Source organism: Paenibacillus sp. FSL R7-0179 (genome assembly GCF_038002265.1).
GTDB lineage: Bacteria > Bacillota > Bacilli > Paenibacillales > Paenibacillaceae > Paenibacillus_AQ.
In genome coordinates this window covers 2,474,257-2,489,469 of record NZ_JBBOCC010000001.1, presented here as the reverse complement: position 1 = coordinate 2,489,469, position 15,213 = coordinate 2,474,257, and the positions used below count along the sequence as shown (strand labels likewise).

Below are 15,213 nucleotides of genomic sequence, written 5' to 3'. Positions count from 1 at the left end.
ATGAACAATACTTTATTCTATCAAAGAGTAGGCACAAAAGCATCTTTTTAAGCCGGGGGGATTCGCTCTAAAGCGGCAGCTCATTCACATATTCCGGCGCGGAGACCGGCTGTCCGTAATCGACATTATTGGTGCCCGTAACGGTATCCTTGCCGTTCAGGCGGATCTGCACCAGCGAATCATCTGTATTCTGGGCCACCGTCAGCACGACCGACTCCAGCATCTCCTCAGGAATGCTTGTGCTGCCATCGAACATATCATCGGTCAGCGATACGGTGACTACCCCGTTCTGCCCTGCTTTTACAGAATCAACTATCGTCCCCTGCGTCATGACCATCTCCAGACCGTTCTCGGACTGCGGTCCGGCAATCAGCTCGCTCAGCGCCGCCTTCACCGTATCCCCGCCAGCGGGTACAAAGCGGGTAACCGGAACATAATACTGGTGGCCGCTATCCGGTGAAGCTGCTGCGAAATAGACCGTGACTGCGCTGGAATTCATCATCAGTGAGTTATTCTTCGGCAGGTTAATGCCCATCGTACGGGACAGCGGACGATCCAGCGGTGTGCCTTGCAGCGGCATTTCGTTCAGCTTTTTGCCATCAACCCAGAGCTGCACTCCCTTGATGTCATCCTGACCGGTCAGTGTCCAGGTCAGCGCTTCTAGGATTTTGCGTTCATCTGCAGGATCGTAGTCGTTAAACGCCGAGTTGAATTCAACAATGGCGACATGGTCCTGGCCGACAGATACACTATTCACTTTCGTCCCTGCGGGCAGTACGCCCTGGAAACCCTTAGGCAGTGCAGAGGCATAATCCCCCTTGCTGACCAGTGCCGTGAGGGAATTCTTCAGCATGGCTGTGTCCTCGCTTTTCGGAAAAGACAGAGCCACCGGAGCCAGCAGACCATTCTGATCCTCCAGATACACAGTGGTCCGCTCCCCGGTTACAGCAGGCGCACCGGTATCCTTCACCCCGGCGGACAGATCCGTCTCATCCAGAGAGGCCGGCCCGAATACACCAGTATCCAGCGTATCTTCCCCGCTCACTTGCAGCATTTGAGCTTCTACGGCGGCGGGCGGCGGGTCCACAGCGGCGGATTCTGAACCGAACAGACTGCAGCCGGAGAGCACAAGCGGAACGGCCAGCAGGCAAGCCGCTGACGCCCCGCGGAGGTGTTTCACAGGTTTCATCAATCTTCATTACCCCTTTCTAGCGTTAAGATCAGTTTGTACTGCTATGTATACGAGCCCTGTGTCCAAAAAATAACAACAGCTTATCCTAAATTACAGAAGATCTGCCGGAACCCCTGAGTGGGGGCAGAGCCTGCTTGCGAGATACAAATCCGGACGTTTCTGGACATCGGTCTTGCGCTTGCGTACAATTTAGTACATACCCAAATCACACCCGACTCACGAATGGAGGACTTCCTATGACTGATGCCAAAATTCCTTACAGCCTCAACAGCAAAGCCGTTGCCGAAGCGACCCGGTACTGGCTGCACAAGCGCGGAGTCACCCTGGAGGAGATCGCCGAGCTTGTCATGCTGCTGCAGAAGAAATACTATCCGGGCCTGACTATGGAGGAATGTATTCATAACGTTGAGATGGTACTCAGCAAGCGTGAGGTGCAAAATGCGGTGCTGACCGGCATCCAGCTCGATGTACTGGCGGAGGAGGGCAAGCTGTTCTCGCCGCTCCAGGATATGATTGAGAACGATGAAGGCTTGTACGGGGTAGACGAGATTCTCGCCTTCTCGATCGTTAATGTATATGGCAGTATCGGGTTCACCAACTATGGTTACGTGGACAAACTCAAGCCCGGCGTACTGGAGAGGCTGAATGACAAAACCACCGGCCAGATCCATACCTATCTGGATGATATCGTAGGGGCTGTAGCCGCAGCGGCCAGCAGCCGTATTGCCCACCGCAAACAGGCGGAACGTGAGCAGGAGCTGGGTCTGCCCCATGCCCCGGAGGACGCGGAAGAGGCAGCGCGGCGCAGCCGGTTGGAGGAGACGTTGCCAGAATAAGACGAGAGCAATTATTTATAAAAGGAAAGGTGCGAAGTGTGCATGACCTATTCGTTCGTAGTGGAGCCGCTGGCTGTCCAGGAGTTCGAGAGTGAGGATGAGCGGATTGAGCGGTGCAAGGAATGGAATCTTCTGCCCGGTTCAGCCACCCGCGTCAAGACTTATCTGTACAAGCGTCAGGGCGTGACCCTGCCTTGTGAAATTGTCGGGTTTGTGGATAATCAGACGGTCGTGGTCGAGTTCGAGAATAAGCAGCAGCACTGCATCCACCCGGCTTACCTCAAAGAAATGCAGACCGCAAGCTTCGGCCAGCGCGCGCAAGCGGCGGCGGATGCACGGTCCGAGGACCCGGCAGACGCTGCCGGAGAAGCCGGGGTGCTGGAGAACCAGCCGGTTGAGAATGATGCGGAGGTTCGCGGTGAGGCTGATGTGGAGGGCGCGGGAAGTGCTGGTGCTGCGGAGGGCGCTACTGCGGAGCGTTCAGAGAGTGGGAGTTCTGCGGAGACAACGGCTCCTGCAGAGAAGCCGCGCAAGCCAGCCGCCTCCAAAAAGAAGCCTGCCCTCCAGCTGCCGGAAGACAAGCTCAAGGTTACAGCGGTTGTCAAAGAGTTCACGACTGTTCCCAACCACTTTTCGGATAACGATGATGAAGTAATTATTTATGACAATGTAGCGATAGAAGGACATGAGCTGGCCATTGACGAAGTCTGGTCAAGCCACAGTGCCACGCTGAAGAAGCTGGAGCTTAAGGAGGGCGATCCCGTTTCTTTTGAAGCGAAGATTGTAGCTAAGAAGCTCTCCCAGCATCCGGTCAAATACAAAATCAACAACCCGTCCAAGATGAAGGTGATCCAGCCGGATTCTTAAGATTGGGAATAACCGCAGGCCGCAGGCCACTGAACGACACCGTCAGATTATTGTCTGGACAGAGCGTCCAGCGGCTGCGGTCCCATTTGGTTGCGTTCGAGGAGGATACTGATATCCTCCATCAGTTTTTTGGCCGAAATCGGCAGCGAGTGTGTAATCCACCATTCCATGACGCCCACAGCAGCCGAAGCCATAAAATGCAGCAGCATCTCCTTATTCATCCCCCGGTTCACACCATCCATATCGATCTGCTCCGCCAGTCCTTCCATCAGCATGGCATGCAGACGGCTTCTGAAGGCAGGAATGCCGCTGTTATTAATTAATGTAATGAAGACGGTGGCATGCTGCTCCACATATTCAGCAGTACGCAGCAGAGGACCCGAAGAGGTGAAATCCAGATTCTCCTGGACGCCCATACAGCGGTCACGCAGCTCCGTCATTTCCTTCTCCACACACTGATCCAGCAGATCATACTTATCCACAAAATGCAGATAGATAGTCCCTCTGCTGACATTGGCCCGCTCCGCAATCTCATGAACCGTAAGCTGCTCAAAGCTCTTCTCTTCCATCAGACTAATAAACGCCTTAAAAATAGCCTCCCGCGTCTTCCCGATCCGCCTGTCCACCGCCATCCCTCTTACCTCTCCTTCGCCTGAGCACTATAGTTGCATTTATTATATTTAACAGTTGTTCAAAAAACAACAGTCGTGCAGAATTCAGGTGCACTTGTGCTCTTCATTTACGCTTCCCGCCCACTTTTGGCTAATTCAGGTGTATTTGTGCTCTTCATTTTCGCTTCCCGCCCACTTTTGGCTAATTCAGGTGTATTTGTGCTCTTCATTTAGATTGCTCAAAGGGATTTATCCCTTTCATTTCGAACCATCTACCACTTTCAGCTAGATCAAAGGGATTTATCCCCTTCATTTTGGACTATCCGCCACTTTCAGCTGAATCAAAGGGATTTATCCCTTTCATTTCCACCAATCCGCCACTTTCAGCCAAATTAGTGGGATTTATCCCTTTGGATATCACACGCCATCACACGCCACCTGCTTGCAGCCAACTTTGGAGGAAGGATGAGTAGTATTGTTTACAAGCTGCAAGCCTCGCCTACAAATCAGCCATTTTTTTCAAGTATTCCAGTAGTTGAAGTTTCCAGAATAGTGTGAGGGCAACAATAGGCAAATGAGCCGTTTTCGGCCAGCGGGTTGTACGCAGTGGGGAATCAGCAGCGGGTTATAAGCGGAGGATTATGAGCATTGAATTAGGGCTACGTGTTGTGAGCTGTGAGTTGCGTGTTGTGGGCTACGTGTCGTGAGTTACGTGTTAAGCTATGTGTGATGAACTGCGTGTGATGAGCTACGTGTTATGAGCTACGTGTAATGAGCTACGTGTTATGAGCTACGTGTGATGAGCTACGTGTGATGAGCTACGTGTGATGAGCTACGTGTGATGAGCTACGTGTAATGAGCTACGTGTAATGAGCTACGTGTAATGAGCTACGTGTAATGAGCTACGTGTTATGGGCTACGTGTTATGGGCTATGTGTTATGGGCTACGTGTCGTGAGTTGCGTATGATGAGCTACCTGTAAGTGTTATGAGCTATGTGCATGTGTGATCAGCTACATGTTATGAGCCGCTGGTTAGCGGCAGCAGATTACAGTATCTTAGTAATCTGCTGCCAGCAGCCTGCAACGTTCCCCGCGCAGGCTTACTCCACAGCCGTGAAAAGCAGGCCGCCGCCAGGCCCGGCCTCCGTCTCGGCCGCCCGCCCCCGGCGCACCAGCTCGGCCAGGTGGGCCAGCGCCTCGCTCATGGCAAACCGCATCTGGTGCGCTGTCGCGACCCGGCTGCGGAACAGCCCCTCGCAGACCGCGAACCCGCTCTGCGGTCCGCCTGCGAGCAGCGCGGCTGTAGTATCCAGCCGCTCCTCATGATGCCGGAGCAGGCTGTCCGCCCGCGCCGTGAACCCCGGGAACGGTTCCCGGTGGCCCGGGAACGCCAGCGTAACCTGCAGGCTGCGCAGCTCCCGCAGCCCTTCCAGGAACGTCAGCAGCGGCTGCGGATCGCTGCCCGGCTGCAGGCCGACATTGGGCGAAATCTGCGGCAGCACAGCATCGCCGCAGAGGATCTGCCCGCTGCCGCCGTGGTAGAACGACACATGCCCCGGCGCATGCCCGCCTGTGATAATGGGCTGCCATTTCCGGCTGCCCATTACAAACGGCTCCGCGGCATTGATGTAGGTGACCTCCGGCTGCGGGGTCACCTCGGGCAGGAAGCTATCCAGATGCTCCCGGATACCCTCAAGCCACTCCTCCGGCATCCCATGCCGCCGGAAAAAGAGCGGCAGCGCCTCGTTCAGAATCGCCGCGTCCCCCCAGGCCAGACCGGCCTCAGCATGTGCCCGCTCACTCATCCATACCCGTGCTCCGCTGCGGGACTGCATCCAACCGGACAGCCCGTAGTGGTCGGGATGATGGTGGGTCACCACGATATCCCGCACCTGCGTCCAGGTAAGGCCCAGCGTCTCGAGCACCCCCTGCCAGGCAAGCTCGGCAGCAGGTGTATGCGGGCCTGGATCAATGACCGTAACCCTGCCGTCCTTATCCGGCAGCAGATAGCTGTTAACCTGGCGCAGCGGCAGCCCCATTGGCACCGATACCTGAAGAACTCCGCCGTCCCAAGCTTGAATAATCTCCTTGTTCAACCTTCCTCCGCCTCCTCTAAGCCCTCTCCCTGATGCCATCTCTAAGGTCTACCTCCCATGAAGATCATGCGGGCCGAGGATTCAGCGTTATATTCCTCTTCATCGTAGCCGCCGTGAACGGTATCCAGCCGCAGCCCGGCAGCGTCAAGCATTCTGCGGAAATCCTCCAGCGTATAGAGCTTTACCCGTTCCTGGCACTTGCGGGCCGGAGTGCTTCCGGCCTTCGAGGTCAGCAGGATGTCCTTTTTCACATACCCCTCCTCGATCCGGCGGGTTTCATCAATCCGAACATCTCCGTCCTCCCGGACCGAATGGGGCACCAGATGGCGGATGACGTAAGCCGGGTTCAGGAAATCAATGATGAACCGGCCCCCCGGCTTCAGCATCCGGCAAATCTCCTTAAGCACCTTAATCTGCTCCTCATCCTCTTCAAAATACCCGAAGGAGGTGAACAAATTGACCACAGCATCGAAGCCGCCCGCAAGCGGAAGCTCCCGCATATCCGATTGCAGCCAGGTTACCTGCTCTGCCCCAGCCTGCGCACGCGCCTCACGCAGCAGCACCTTCGACAGATCCACGCCCGTCACCTCATAGCCAGCCTGCGAAAGAGCCAGTGAATGGCGGCCCATGCCGCAGCAGAGGTCCAGCACCTTCGCGCCACGGGGCAGGCCAAGCCACTGGATCATGCTCTCCACCTCATGACGCGCACCGCTGAAATCCCTGTGTCTGTATACAATCAGATAGTCCTCGCCAAAACATTTCTCATACCACTCACTCATCTCTCTTCTAACTCCCTCCATACTCCGCTTCACCGCACGGGCTTATCCCTGTCTCTAATAACGCCTATTGTACCGCCTTTTACTGTAGAAGCCCAGCGAAGTCACAGACCTGCAACACATAATCATTTATTTATAATTAAAGGAACAGGATCACTGTGCGGATAAAAAACATATGATCTCCCGGCGTATATGTATTCAGTTTTCCGCATACCAAACAGCAGTCCCCGTAACCCGCCAGGACTGCTGCACATCTCTAGGTTTTATTACAGGCTCAACTCTCGCCTCATTTCGGTTATGCAGAACCCGCCTCTATCCGCTGCAAATACACGCGCGCTTCATAAGGGCGGAGCTTCAACTGCTGGAGATCCTCCCCCTTGGCAGGCTCATAATTGGAGATCAGCAGCTCCAGCTTCGCGGCGGGCCGGAATTCCTCCGGCAGCTCGAAGACCGGCTCATGTCCGAAGAAATTCAGAATTACGAGCAGGCGCTGATCCTCCAGCGTCCGGGTATAGGCATAGATTTCGGGATGCTCCTCCAGCAAGAGGCCGTATTCACCATAGACGATGACCTGATGTTTTTTGCGGAGCTGGATCAGCTTTTTATAATAGTTGTAAATGGAATTCGGGTCCTTGACGCTGCTGGCTGCGTTAATCTCCCGGGAGTTCGAGTTGACCCTGATCCAGGGCGTACCTGTGGTGAACCCGCCTTCCTCGCCATCATCCCATTGCATTGGAGTCCGGGCATTGTCACGGCTCTTGGTATGAATCGCGGCCATGATGTCGGCTTCGGGAACACCGGCGTTGCGCTTTTCCTCATAATAGTTCAAGGTCTCCACATCCCGGTAATCATCGATCGACTCGAAGGCTACATTGGTCATACCGATCTCCTCGCCCTGATAAATATACGGCGTGCCCTCAAGCATATGAATGAAGGTGGCGAGCATTTTCGCCGACGGGACCCGGTAGTACAGGTCATCACCGAACCGCGAGACTGAGCGCGGCTGGTCGTGGTTACACAGATAATTGGCGTTCCAGCCCCGGTTATGCAGAACGGTCTGCCAGTCGCTGATGATCGCCTTGAGATCTGTCAGCTTCCAGGGCACCACATCCCACTTCCCGCTGCCCGGCGAGGCGGCATCCAGATTCATATGCTCGAACTGAAAGGTCATATTCAGCTCACGGCGTCCGTCACCGACATAATCCAGCGCCTGCTCCGGCCCAAGCCCGGAGGTCTCCCCTACCGTCATGATGTCGTAATAATAGAGCACCTGATCGTGCAGATTCTGGAGCAGGGTATGCACATGATTCAGGTTCGAGAACATGTCATAGGCGCGGACCGTCGGGGTACCGCCAGGATTCAGGGCGTCCGGGTAGCCCTCCGCCTTCACAATATGGGCAATGGCATCGAAGCGGAAGCCGTCCACCCCCTTCTTCAGCCACCACTGCACCATCTCGTGCAGCTTATCGATGACCGCCGGATTCTCCCAGTTGAGATCGGGCTGGAACCGGGAGTACAGGTGCAGATAATATTCATCCGTCCGGGGGTCCAGCTCCCAGACCGAGCCGCTGAAGTAGGATTCCCAGTTGTTCGGGGGGCCGCCGTTTTTACCTTTGCGCCAGATATAATAGTCCCGCTTGGGATTGTCCTTCGAGCTTCTGGATTCCACGAACCACGGATGCTCATGCGAGGTATGATTCAGCACCAGGTCCATCATCAGCTTCATACCGCGGGAATGCATCTCGCGCAGCAGCTCATCGAAATCCGCCATCGTGCCGAATTCCTTCATAATGTCGCAGTAGTCGCTGATATCATAGCCATTGTCATGGTTCGGGGATTTATAAATCGGGCAGACCCAGATCACATCCACGCCGAGCTCCTGCAAGTAATCAAGCTTCGACAAGATCCCGCGCAGATCTCCAATTCCGTCGCCGTTACTGTCCATGAAGCTGATCGGATAAATCTGGTAGACTACGCTCTCTTTCCACCATTTAGGGTTCAATTCAGACGCCTCCGCTCTTGATTCCTGTTGTATAAGACATTTAATATATCTTAACCATACTGGCTGAAGTGAATAACAATTTATGCTCAATAAGCCTCCGCTGCTCTACGCACAAAATACCCCCACAAAGTGAAGTAATGCTTCGGAGTGAATTCAAATACTTTGCGGGGACCCCAAAACATAAAAGCAGGATACCCGGTCCGGTACCCTGCTTCCTTCACTCGCTGCATCCCCTTCGTTCTCCTGCCTAGAGCAGCCCGACCATCTTCAAGCCTTCAAAGATGCCGTCCTCACGGACAGACTTCGTAATGAAGGAGGCGGCAGCCTTCGCTTCCTTCTCGCCGTTGCCCATGGCAATGCCATACCCGACATACCCCAGCATCTCCACATCATTCAGCCCATCGCCAAAAGCATAGACCTCTTCCTTCTCCACCCCGATCACCTTCAGCATCTCTGCGATCCCGTTCGCTTTGGAGCCGTTGCCGGGCAGCACATCCATACACAGCGGGTGCCAGCGGATGAAATTCAGCTCTGGGTACCGTTCGGCATATACCACCTGGCTCTCCTGCGGACAGAAGATCATCGCCTGGTAAATATCATTTTTCAAGAAATACCCCGCATCATGCGTCGGAAATACCAGCTTCAGCGAACCAACGCTCGTATTGATGTACTCATGATCGGCCACATTCACTCTCATGCCCGCCGTATCCGTATACGCAACAGGGTGATCCAGCTTCTCCGCGAACAAGGTCAGCTCCTCCAGCACACTGGTCGCAATCGGGTTCTTGTACACCGGCTTCCCTTCATAGACCACATACTGCCCGTTCAGCGAGACATATGAGTCAATCCCCAGCTCCTCGCGCAGCCCCTCGAACATATAATCCGCTCTTCCGGTAGCAATCGCTACATGATGCCCGCGTCTCTTCAGCTCCGCTATCGCTTCTCTGGTGGAAGCCGGAATATTCTTGTCTTCATCATAGATCGTACCGTCAATATCGAAAAATACCGTTTTCTTCAAAGTGATGCCTTCCCTTCTCCATACGCTCTGCCTATTTACAGCCTGCTCAAATTGTAACAAAATCCTCCGTCAAAGTGGAGTCTATTCTCCCCGCCGCCCTGCCAGACCAGGATATCATCTGCCCAGATATTCCAAAAAAGCTGCGCCGCACTCCACATGGAGGACAGCCCAGCTTAAGCATCAACATATATATAACGCTATCGCTCCTACAATTCCAAATTTCCCCTCCGCTTCTTTTTGCTTTTTGTTATCTATAGTGCGTTGCCTACACCGCATTCTGCGCGCGCTGCTGCTCTTCCATCAGCCATTGCAGCAGCATGACTTCCGGCACAGTGCCCTTGCGGGCCTCCGCGTAGGCCCGGACCTTCTCCAGCAGACGGCCGGCCGTCTCGGCGCTGACCGCAAGTCCCTGCTGCTCCAGCACATGGGCCACGCCGCCGCTGCCGGAATGCTTGCCCAGCACATAGCGGTGCACGCGGCCGACCACCGCCGGATCGAAGAACTGATACGTCTCCTGCTCCTTCATCAGCCCGTCCACATGAATCCCGGATTCATGGGTGAAGGCGAGCTGCCCGACGACCGGCTTCGCATCGCCGACACTGCGTCCGGACGCGGCAATGACCTTGTCCGCGAGGCCCTGGAGCCCCTCCAGCCGGACCGCACATTCCCCGCCGTACAAATAGCGCCAGGCCATGGCTACTTCCTCCATGGCCGCATTGCCGGTCCTCTCGCCGATCCCGGCCACCGTCGTACTGGCCCACACCGCTCCGGCAGCTATGCCGCTGAGCGTGTTCGCGCAGGCCAGCCCGAAGTCATTGTGACAGTGTACCTCCAGCTCTACATCCTCAGGCACTTCTCCCAGCAGCCGGCTTACCCGCTCTGCCATCTGGCCCGGATGATGGGCCGAGACGGTATCTGCATATCTGAACCTGCGGATGCCTTCCTTGTACAAGGTATTCACCACTTCAATCAGGAAGCTCAACTCCGCCCTGGAGGAATCCTCCATGCCTGCCGATACAGTCATGCCCTGCCGCAGCCCGTACTCCACGGTACGCAGCAGCTTATTCAGACCTTCCCGGGGCGTCAGCCCCAGCTTGCCCTGCAGCTGAATCTCCGACACCGGAATGGAGATATGGCTCCAGTTCACGCCGGTAGCCTTGGCCTTGTCAATATCCCCGGGGACCGAGCGGTTCCATGTCATTAGCTTCATGGGCAATCCCAGCTCAGCAACAGCGGCAATATCCTCCTGCTCATGCTTGCCCATGGCAGGAATGCCTACCTCTGCCTGCTCTACTCCGTTCTCCGACAGCAACTTTGCGATTTCCAGCTTTTCCGCCCTCGTGAATGAAACTCCAGCCGCCTGTTCACCATCCCTGAGTGTCGTGTCACATAGCTTGAGACGTTTCACGGTTTACCTCCCTCTCCGCAGCAAGCGCAATTCGGATTACGGGCAATACGGACGCTATAACAGGCGAAGTCGAGTGAGCTGAAGCGATGCATTACGCCCGCGTAAGTTGTCCCTACCCCTGTAATCCATTTTACGGCCTCCAGCGCTGCCAGACAACCGGCAATCCCGGAGGTGGCGCCCAGAACCGGGAAGCCGAGCGGCTCCCACTGCGGCGGCAACTCCGGATACAGGCATTCGAGGCAAGGCGTAAGTCCGGGAATCACTGTCGTGAGCGATATTTCAAAGCCGTACATGGCCGCCTCCACCATCGGTGTATCCGTAGCTACACATAGCCGGTTCAGCGCATAACGCTCCGGAAAGTCGTAGCGGGCATCGATGACAATATCGGCTGCCTCCACCCAAGGCCATGCCGCAGGATATTCAATTCTGGAATTATAGCCTTCAATTTCTACATGCGGATTCAGCTGCTTCAGCCGGGCAACCGCCGTACTCATCCGCTCCTGGCTGAGATGCTCACTGTCCATCAGAATCTGCCGGTTCAGATCCGGGGCCACAATCACCCCCTCATGAGCCAGAATAAGCCGGCCCACGCCAGCCGCCGCCAAATAGAGGGCAGCCGTTCCGCCAAGCCCGCCGATGCCGGCTACCATAACCGTCGCTTCCTTCAGCGCCTTCTGCCCGTCTTCCCCGAGCAGCTTCAGCTGCCGGGTGTACCGTTCCAGCTCCAAACCTCCGGCAAGCTGCTCCATCCCTGACTCCCCCTGTGACTGAATTCATATACTCCTAGCCCTCCAGGCTAAGCAGGCCGTGCTCTGAAGTCATCTCCTTATATTTCTCCAGAAAAGCCATTCCTTCTTCAATGCACTCCACCCCGTACGAAATCGTCTTCTCTGCCGAAGTGAACGGGAAGGGGAAGCCGGCCCTCAGGCTCTTAAGCACCAGAATGACTCTGCCGCTATAGAGTAGCCCCCGTCCGAAGCCCTCGCCGTTAATCTCCGCTGTACTCTGAATCATAAGGGCGCTTCTCTCCTCCATAACGCCTGCCATGGCCTGGAACAGCAGCGGCACCTGCTGGCGGACCTTGGGCGACACCGCGCAATTAAATTCCGATTGATCCTTATCCCCGGCCGACGCCAGGAACAGCTTCGCTATCTTCTCCAGCGGTGGGAGGCTGCTGTTGCGTCCGAAGAAGTCTCCGGCATCCAGCAGATGACACAGACGCCGGATCAGGGCATCTGCGGTCTCCGGATTCGGCTCCTTGCGCGCTCTGGGACTGCGCTGCCTCACCGCCGCATTCCCAGGATTCACCGTACCCTGCAGCGCCGCACTCTCATTAGCCATGGGTTCCATCCGCTTCTCCTCCTTCATTCTCTTCCGCTTCCTCTGCCCGCAGCACCTTGGCCAGCCACATCGGCGGCTTGCCCTGAAGCATCTCAACCAGCCGCTTCAGCTGCTCCTCGATAGGGCTGCCCAGCGGAACCTTCACCGGCATAATCTTCCGGCGTGTTACCCGCGCAGCGGCCGATGCGCCGATCTGCATGATGAAGATCAGAGTACAGTCGCCTACGGAATCCAGGCGGCTTTCGATTTTGCCCGCTTCATCCTGGTGCGGTACGGCAGACAGTCTGCGCAGCTCCACCAGCTCGGCCCCGGCTTTCGTTACATTATATACAGCGAACATCGGACTCTGTCCGAAATGCGCATTCACACGGCTTCCATCATCTGTGGCGAACGCTACTTTCACGGCTGCCTGCCTCCCTTTGCATTAACAGATTCCCTGCTTTATTACTCCATTCCATGGCTCCCCGGTACCCGGCCGAGACGGACATGTACGCGCCTAGCTCATTCCAGACCGGGAACCCGGCTGGCATGAACGCAGCCCCCGTCCGCTTCGCCCCGGCGATCCCGTGGGAATTGCTGATCCAGAGATCCGCCCCCTTGCCCAGCACCTCGGCATCATCCAGGTCGCCTACCCACACCTCGCGCTCCATTCCGGCAATGAGCGGAGTCTCGAACGAAGTGATCAGCGCCTTCTGCTCGACGCCCAGCTCCTCCAGCCATCCCGAGACCGAATGCAGATGATCCGGTTCCAGTGCGGCAACAACCGACATTCCGGCAAATTGAAAATGAGCGTCCAGCATGCTGTCGAGCAGATTCTCCCGCTGCCAGCAATACCGCAGCGGTACCGGCTCCCCGCTGATCTGATGCAGGAAATGCAGCAGTTCATCGGTTGCTTTAAGCCCCATCGCTCCCTCGAATACCTTATACGGGGTACCTATGGCATTATGCAGCCGTCTGGCCGGTCGCTCCATGCTGCCGCCCACCGCAATTGTCAGCCCGGACTGCAGGCTCTGGAGCATAGAGTCCAGCGGAACCCCGCCGCGCGTCAGCGGCGAGAAGCCGGTAAGCAGATGGCCGGACAAGGAGGTCGAGATATCCGGCAGCGCAATCACCTCGAAGCCGAAGGAGGAGATGATCTCCTTCAGCTCCATCACATCGGCCGGAGTTAAGAACGAGCCCGGCAGCAGGGTAATCTGCCGGGTATTCACGCTTCTTTGCCCCCGGTGTCCTACCTGCTGGATCATCTCGTCAATCATAGACTCCACCGTAGAGCTGAAGCCCGATTCCAGCGATCCGCGAAAATCAGGCAGCACCACGGAGAAGGCGAGACCTCCGCGCATATTCCGCTCTCTTTTATACGTCTTAAGCATGTTCTGATAATCCACTCCGGCTACATCCGTCAATTCCGTTCCAATGATGCCGATAATATCCGGGCGGTGCTTGCTCAGCACCAGATTCAGCGCCTCCTCCAGATTGCGGTTGGCATCGAAGATGACATCCATCTCCTGCAGCGCCGAGGTCTGCACAGCAATCGGTTCCCGGAAATGACGGGTCAGAAGCGCCTTCGGAAAAGCAGAGCAGCCCTGGGAGCCGTGAATCAGCGGCATGGCCCGGTAGCAGCCCTGCAAGGCCAGCACGGCACCCAGCGACTGCCCGATCTTCATCGGGTTGACCGATGCGGGCTTTTTTCTCCGGTTAACGGTCATAGGGCGGCGCCTCCTTATCCCAGGGAGCAGGGCTTGCCGCCAGCTTCCAGATCGGGTTCGCAAGTGAATAGGTCAGCTCTTTGGCCAGCCGCAGCAGCCCTTCATATCCGGCATACGCCTTGTGGCGCTCCTGATTAATATCAATGAAGGGGATCTGCTCTTTCATCGCCACATACATATTGCGGCCCCCGGCAATCATAATATCCGCCTTGCGCTCTCTTACCGTCTTGATAATCCGGCTGGCCCCTCCCTCGGGAATGTATTCCGTATCATCGCCCACACGGTCAGCAATCCGCCGCACATCATCCTCCGTGCTTTTGTTCGTGCCTACCCCGACGACCTGAACGCCCAGCTCCTTCAGCGCCGAGATGACGGACCAGCTTTTGACCCCGCCCGTATAAAGTACGGCCCGCTTCCCCCTCAGCAGCTTGCGGTAAGGCCGCAGCTCCTGGCTTAACCTGGCTTCCTCCCGCTCGGTGAGCCGGTCCACACGCCGCTCCATCTCCCGGTCATTCATCAGATAGGCCATCTGGCGCAGCGAGTAGGTCGTCTCCTTCGCACCATAGAACGAGCCTTCGAAATACGGGATGCCGTATCTCGACTCCATCTCCCTGGCAAGGCCGAGCAGCGCCCGGCTGCAGACCACCATATTCACTCTCGCCCGGTGCGCCCACGTAATCTCCTTGTAGCGGGCATCCCCCGTAATCCGTGAGGTTACGGCGATCCCGGCGCTGTTCATCAGCTTCTCAATATCCCACATCTCACCGGCGATATTGTACTCCCCGATCAGATTCACCCCGAGATCCGTCTCCGGCTCCGGCTCTCCCGTCCCGATGACATACTGCAGCAGCGCATCCCCCGCCAGCCGGTTCCCGAGATTCTTGCTCCCGACGAAGCCCGGGCTGTTCACCGGGATCACAGGAATCCCGATCCGGTCCGCCGCCTCCTTGCAGACCGCATCCATATCTTCGCCGATCAGCGCGGTCACGCAGGTTGAATATACAAATATTGCCGGAGGCGCAAAGCGCCCGGCAATATAATCAATGCTGTCCTTCAATTTCTTCTCGCCGCCAAAAATAATATCAGAATCCGTAAGATCCGTAGCGAAGCCGTATTGGGACAGGGAGGGGCCGCTGGATAACGTGCCTCTGCTCTCCCAGCTGTTTCCGGCGCAGGCAATCGGTCCATGAACCAGATGTGCAGCATCCATAATCGGCAGCAGCGTGATCTGGGCTCCGTCGAAGGAGCAGCCTCCAGCAGCTTCACCCGGCTTAGGCCTTGGACAGGGCTTCGCCTTAGGCGCCATGCTCCCGCAAGCCTGGGAATCAAATTCATCTTGCCGTAAAGGGTCCATTGGCT

Annotated in this window: 14 protein-coding genes; 2 read left to right on the top strand and 12 right to left on the bottom strand. The window is 56.3% G+C overall.

Going from position 1 to position 15,213, the window contains the following annotated elements:
• Positions 1-67: 67 nt before the first annotated feature.
• Positions 68-1,189 carry a GerMN domain-containing protein gene (locus MKX63_RS11070; RefSeq protein WP_341017066.1) on the bottom strand — a complete coding sequence of 374 codons (1,122 nt, stop codon included), beginning with the start codon at positions 1,187-1,189 and terminating at the stop codon, positions 68-70.
• A gap of 239 nt (positions 1,190-1,428) precedes the next feature.
• Here MKX63_RS11070 and MKX63_RS11065 point away from each other — a divergent pair, with 239 nt between their 5' ends.
• Positions 1,429-2,028 carry a phosphatidylglycerophosphatase A family protein gene (locus MKX63_RS11065; RefSeq protein ID WP_341017065.1) on the top strand — a complete coding sequence of 200 codons (600 nt, stop codon included), beginning with the start codon at positions 1,429-1,431 and terminating at the stop codon, positions 2,026-2,028.
• 42 nt (positions 2,029-2,070) lie between these two features.
• Positions 2,071-2,895, top strand: coding sequence for a hypothetical protein (locus tag MKX63_RS11060; RefSeq protein WP_341017062.1), 825 nt, complete (start codon positions 2,071-2,073; stop codon positions 2,893-2,895).
• Positions 2,896-2,942: 47 nt separating this feature from the next.
• Here MKX63_RS11060 and MKX63_RS11055 read toward each other — a convergent pair whose 3' ends face one another.
• The 11 genes from MKX63_RS11055 to nifE all read right to left on the bottom strand — a co-directional run bounded on the left by MKX63_RS11055 (position 2,943) and on the right by nifE (position 15,208).
• Entirely contained in the window at positions 2,943-3,527 is a 585-nt protein-coding gene (locus MKX63_RS11055) for a TetR/AcrR family transcriptional regulator (protein WP_341017060.1), read from the bottom strand.
• Positions 3,528-4,607: 1,080 nt separating this feature from the next.
• Positions 4,608-5,603 carry an MBL fold metallo-hydrolase gene (locus MKX63_RS11050; RefSeq protein ID WP_341017059.1) on the bottom strand — a complete coding sequence of 332 codons (996 nt, stop codon included), beginning with the start codon at positions 5,601-5,603 and terminating at the stop codon, positions 4,608-4,610.
• Positions 5,604-5,644: 41 nt separating this feature from the next.
• Complete coding sequence (locus MKX63_RS11045; protein WP_341017057.1) at positions 5,645-6,382, bottom strand: class I SAM-dependent methyltransferase; 738 nt, start codon at positions 6,380-6,382, stop codon at positions 5,645-5,647.
• Positions 6,383-6,674: 292 nt separating this feature from the next.
• Positions 6,675-8,381: a glycoside hydrolase family 13 protein gene (locus MKX63_RS11040; protein ID WP_341017056.1), complete on the bottom strand. Its 1,707-nt coding sequence runs from the start codon at positions 8,379-8,381 to the stop codon at positions 6,675-6,677.
• Between the two features lie 247 nt (positions 8,382-8,628).
• Positions 8,629-9,399 (bottom strand): Cof-type HAD-IIB family hydrolase, encoded by a 771-nt coding sequence (locus MKX63_RS11035; protein ID WP_341017055.1) that lies wholly within the window; start codon positions 9,397-9,399, stop codon positions 8,629-8,631.
• A 265-nt stretch (positions 9,400-9,664) separates the two neighbouring features.
• A complete protein-coding gene (locus tag MKX63_RS11030; RefSeq protein ID WP_341017054.1) occupies positions 9,665-10,807 on the bottom strand; it encodes a homocitrate synthase/isopropylmalate synthase family protein in 1,143 nt (380 codons plus the stop codon).
• Entirely contained in the window at positions 10,804-11,556 is a 753-nt protein-coding gene (locus MKX63_RS11025) for a HesA/MoeB/ThiF family protein (protein ID WP_341017052.1), read from the bottom strand. Before MKX63_RS11025 ends, MKX63_RS11030 begins: the two co-directional genes overlap by 4 nt.
• Positions 11,557-11,590: 34 nt before the next feature.
• Positions 11,591-12,157 carry a DUF269 domain-containing protein gene (locus MKX63_RS11020; RefSeq protein WP_341017050.1) on the bottom strand — a complete coding sequence of 189 codons (567 nt, stop codon included), beginning with the start codon at positions 12,155-12,157 and terminating at the stop codon, positions 11,591-11,593.
• A complete protein-coding gene (nifX, locus tag MKX63_RS11015; RefSeq protein ID WP_341017048.1) occupies positions 12,141-12,551 on the bottom strand; it encodes a nitrogen fixation protein NifX in 411 nt (136 codons plus the stop codon). The genes MKX63_RS11020 and nifX overlap by 17 nt, the downstream gene beginning before the upstream one ends.
• Complete coding sequence (nifN, locus tag MKX63_RS11010; RefSeq protein ID WP_341017046.1) at positions 12,526-13,854, bottom strand: nitrogenase iron-molybdenum cofactor biosynthesis protein NifN; 1,329 nt, start codon at positions 13,852-13,854, stop codon at positions 12,526-12,528. The genes nifX and nifN overlap by 26 nt, the downstream gene beginning before the upstream one ends.
• A complete protein-coding gene (gene nifE, locus MKX63_RS11005) occupies positions 13,844-15,208 on the bottom strand; it encodes a nitrogenase iron-molybdenum cofactor biosynthesis protein NifE (RefSeq protein WP_341017045.1) in 1,365 nt (454 codons plus the stop codon). Before nifE ends, nifN begins: the two co-directional genes overlap by 11 nt.
• Positions 15,209-15,213 lie beyond the last annotated feature (5 nt).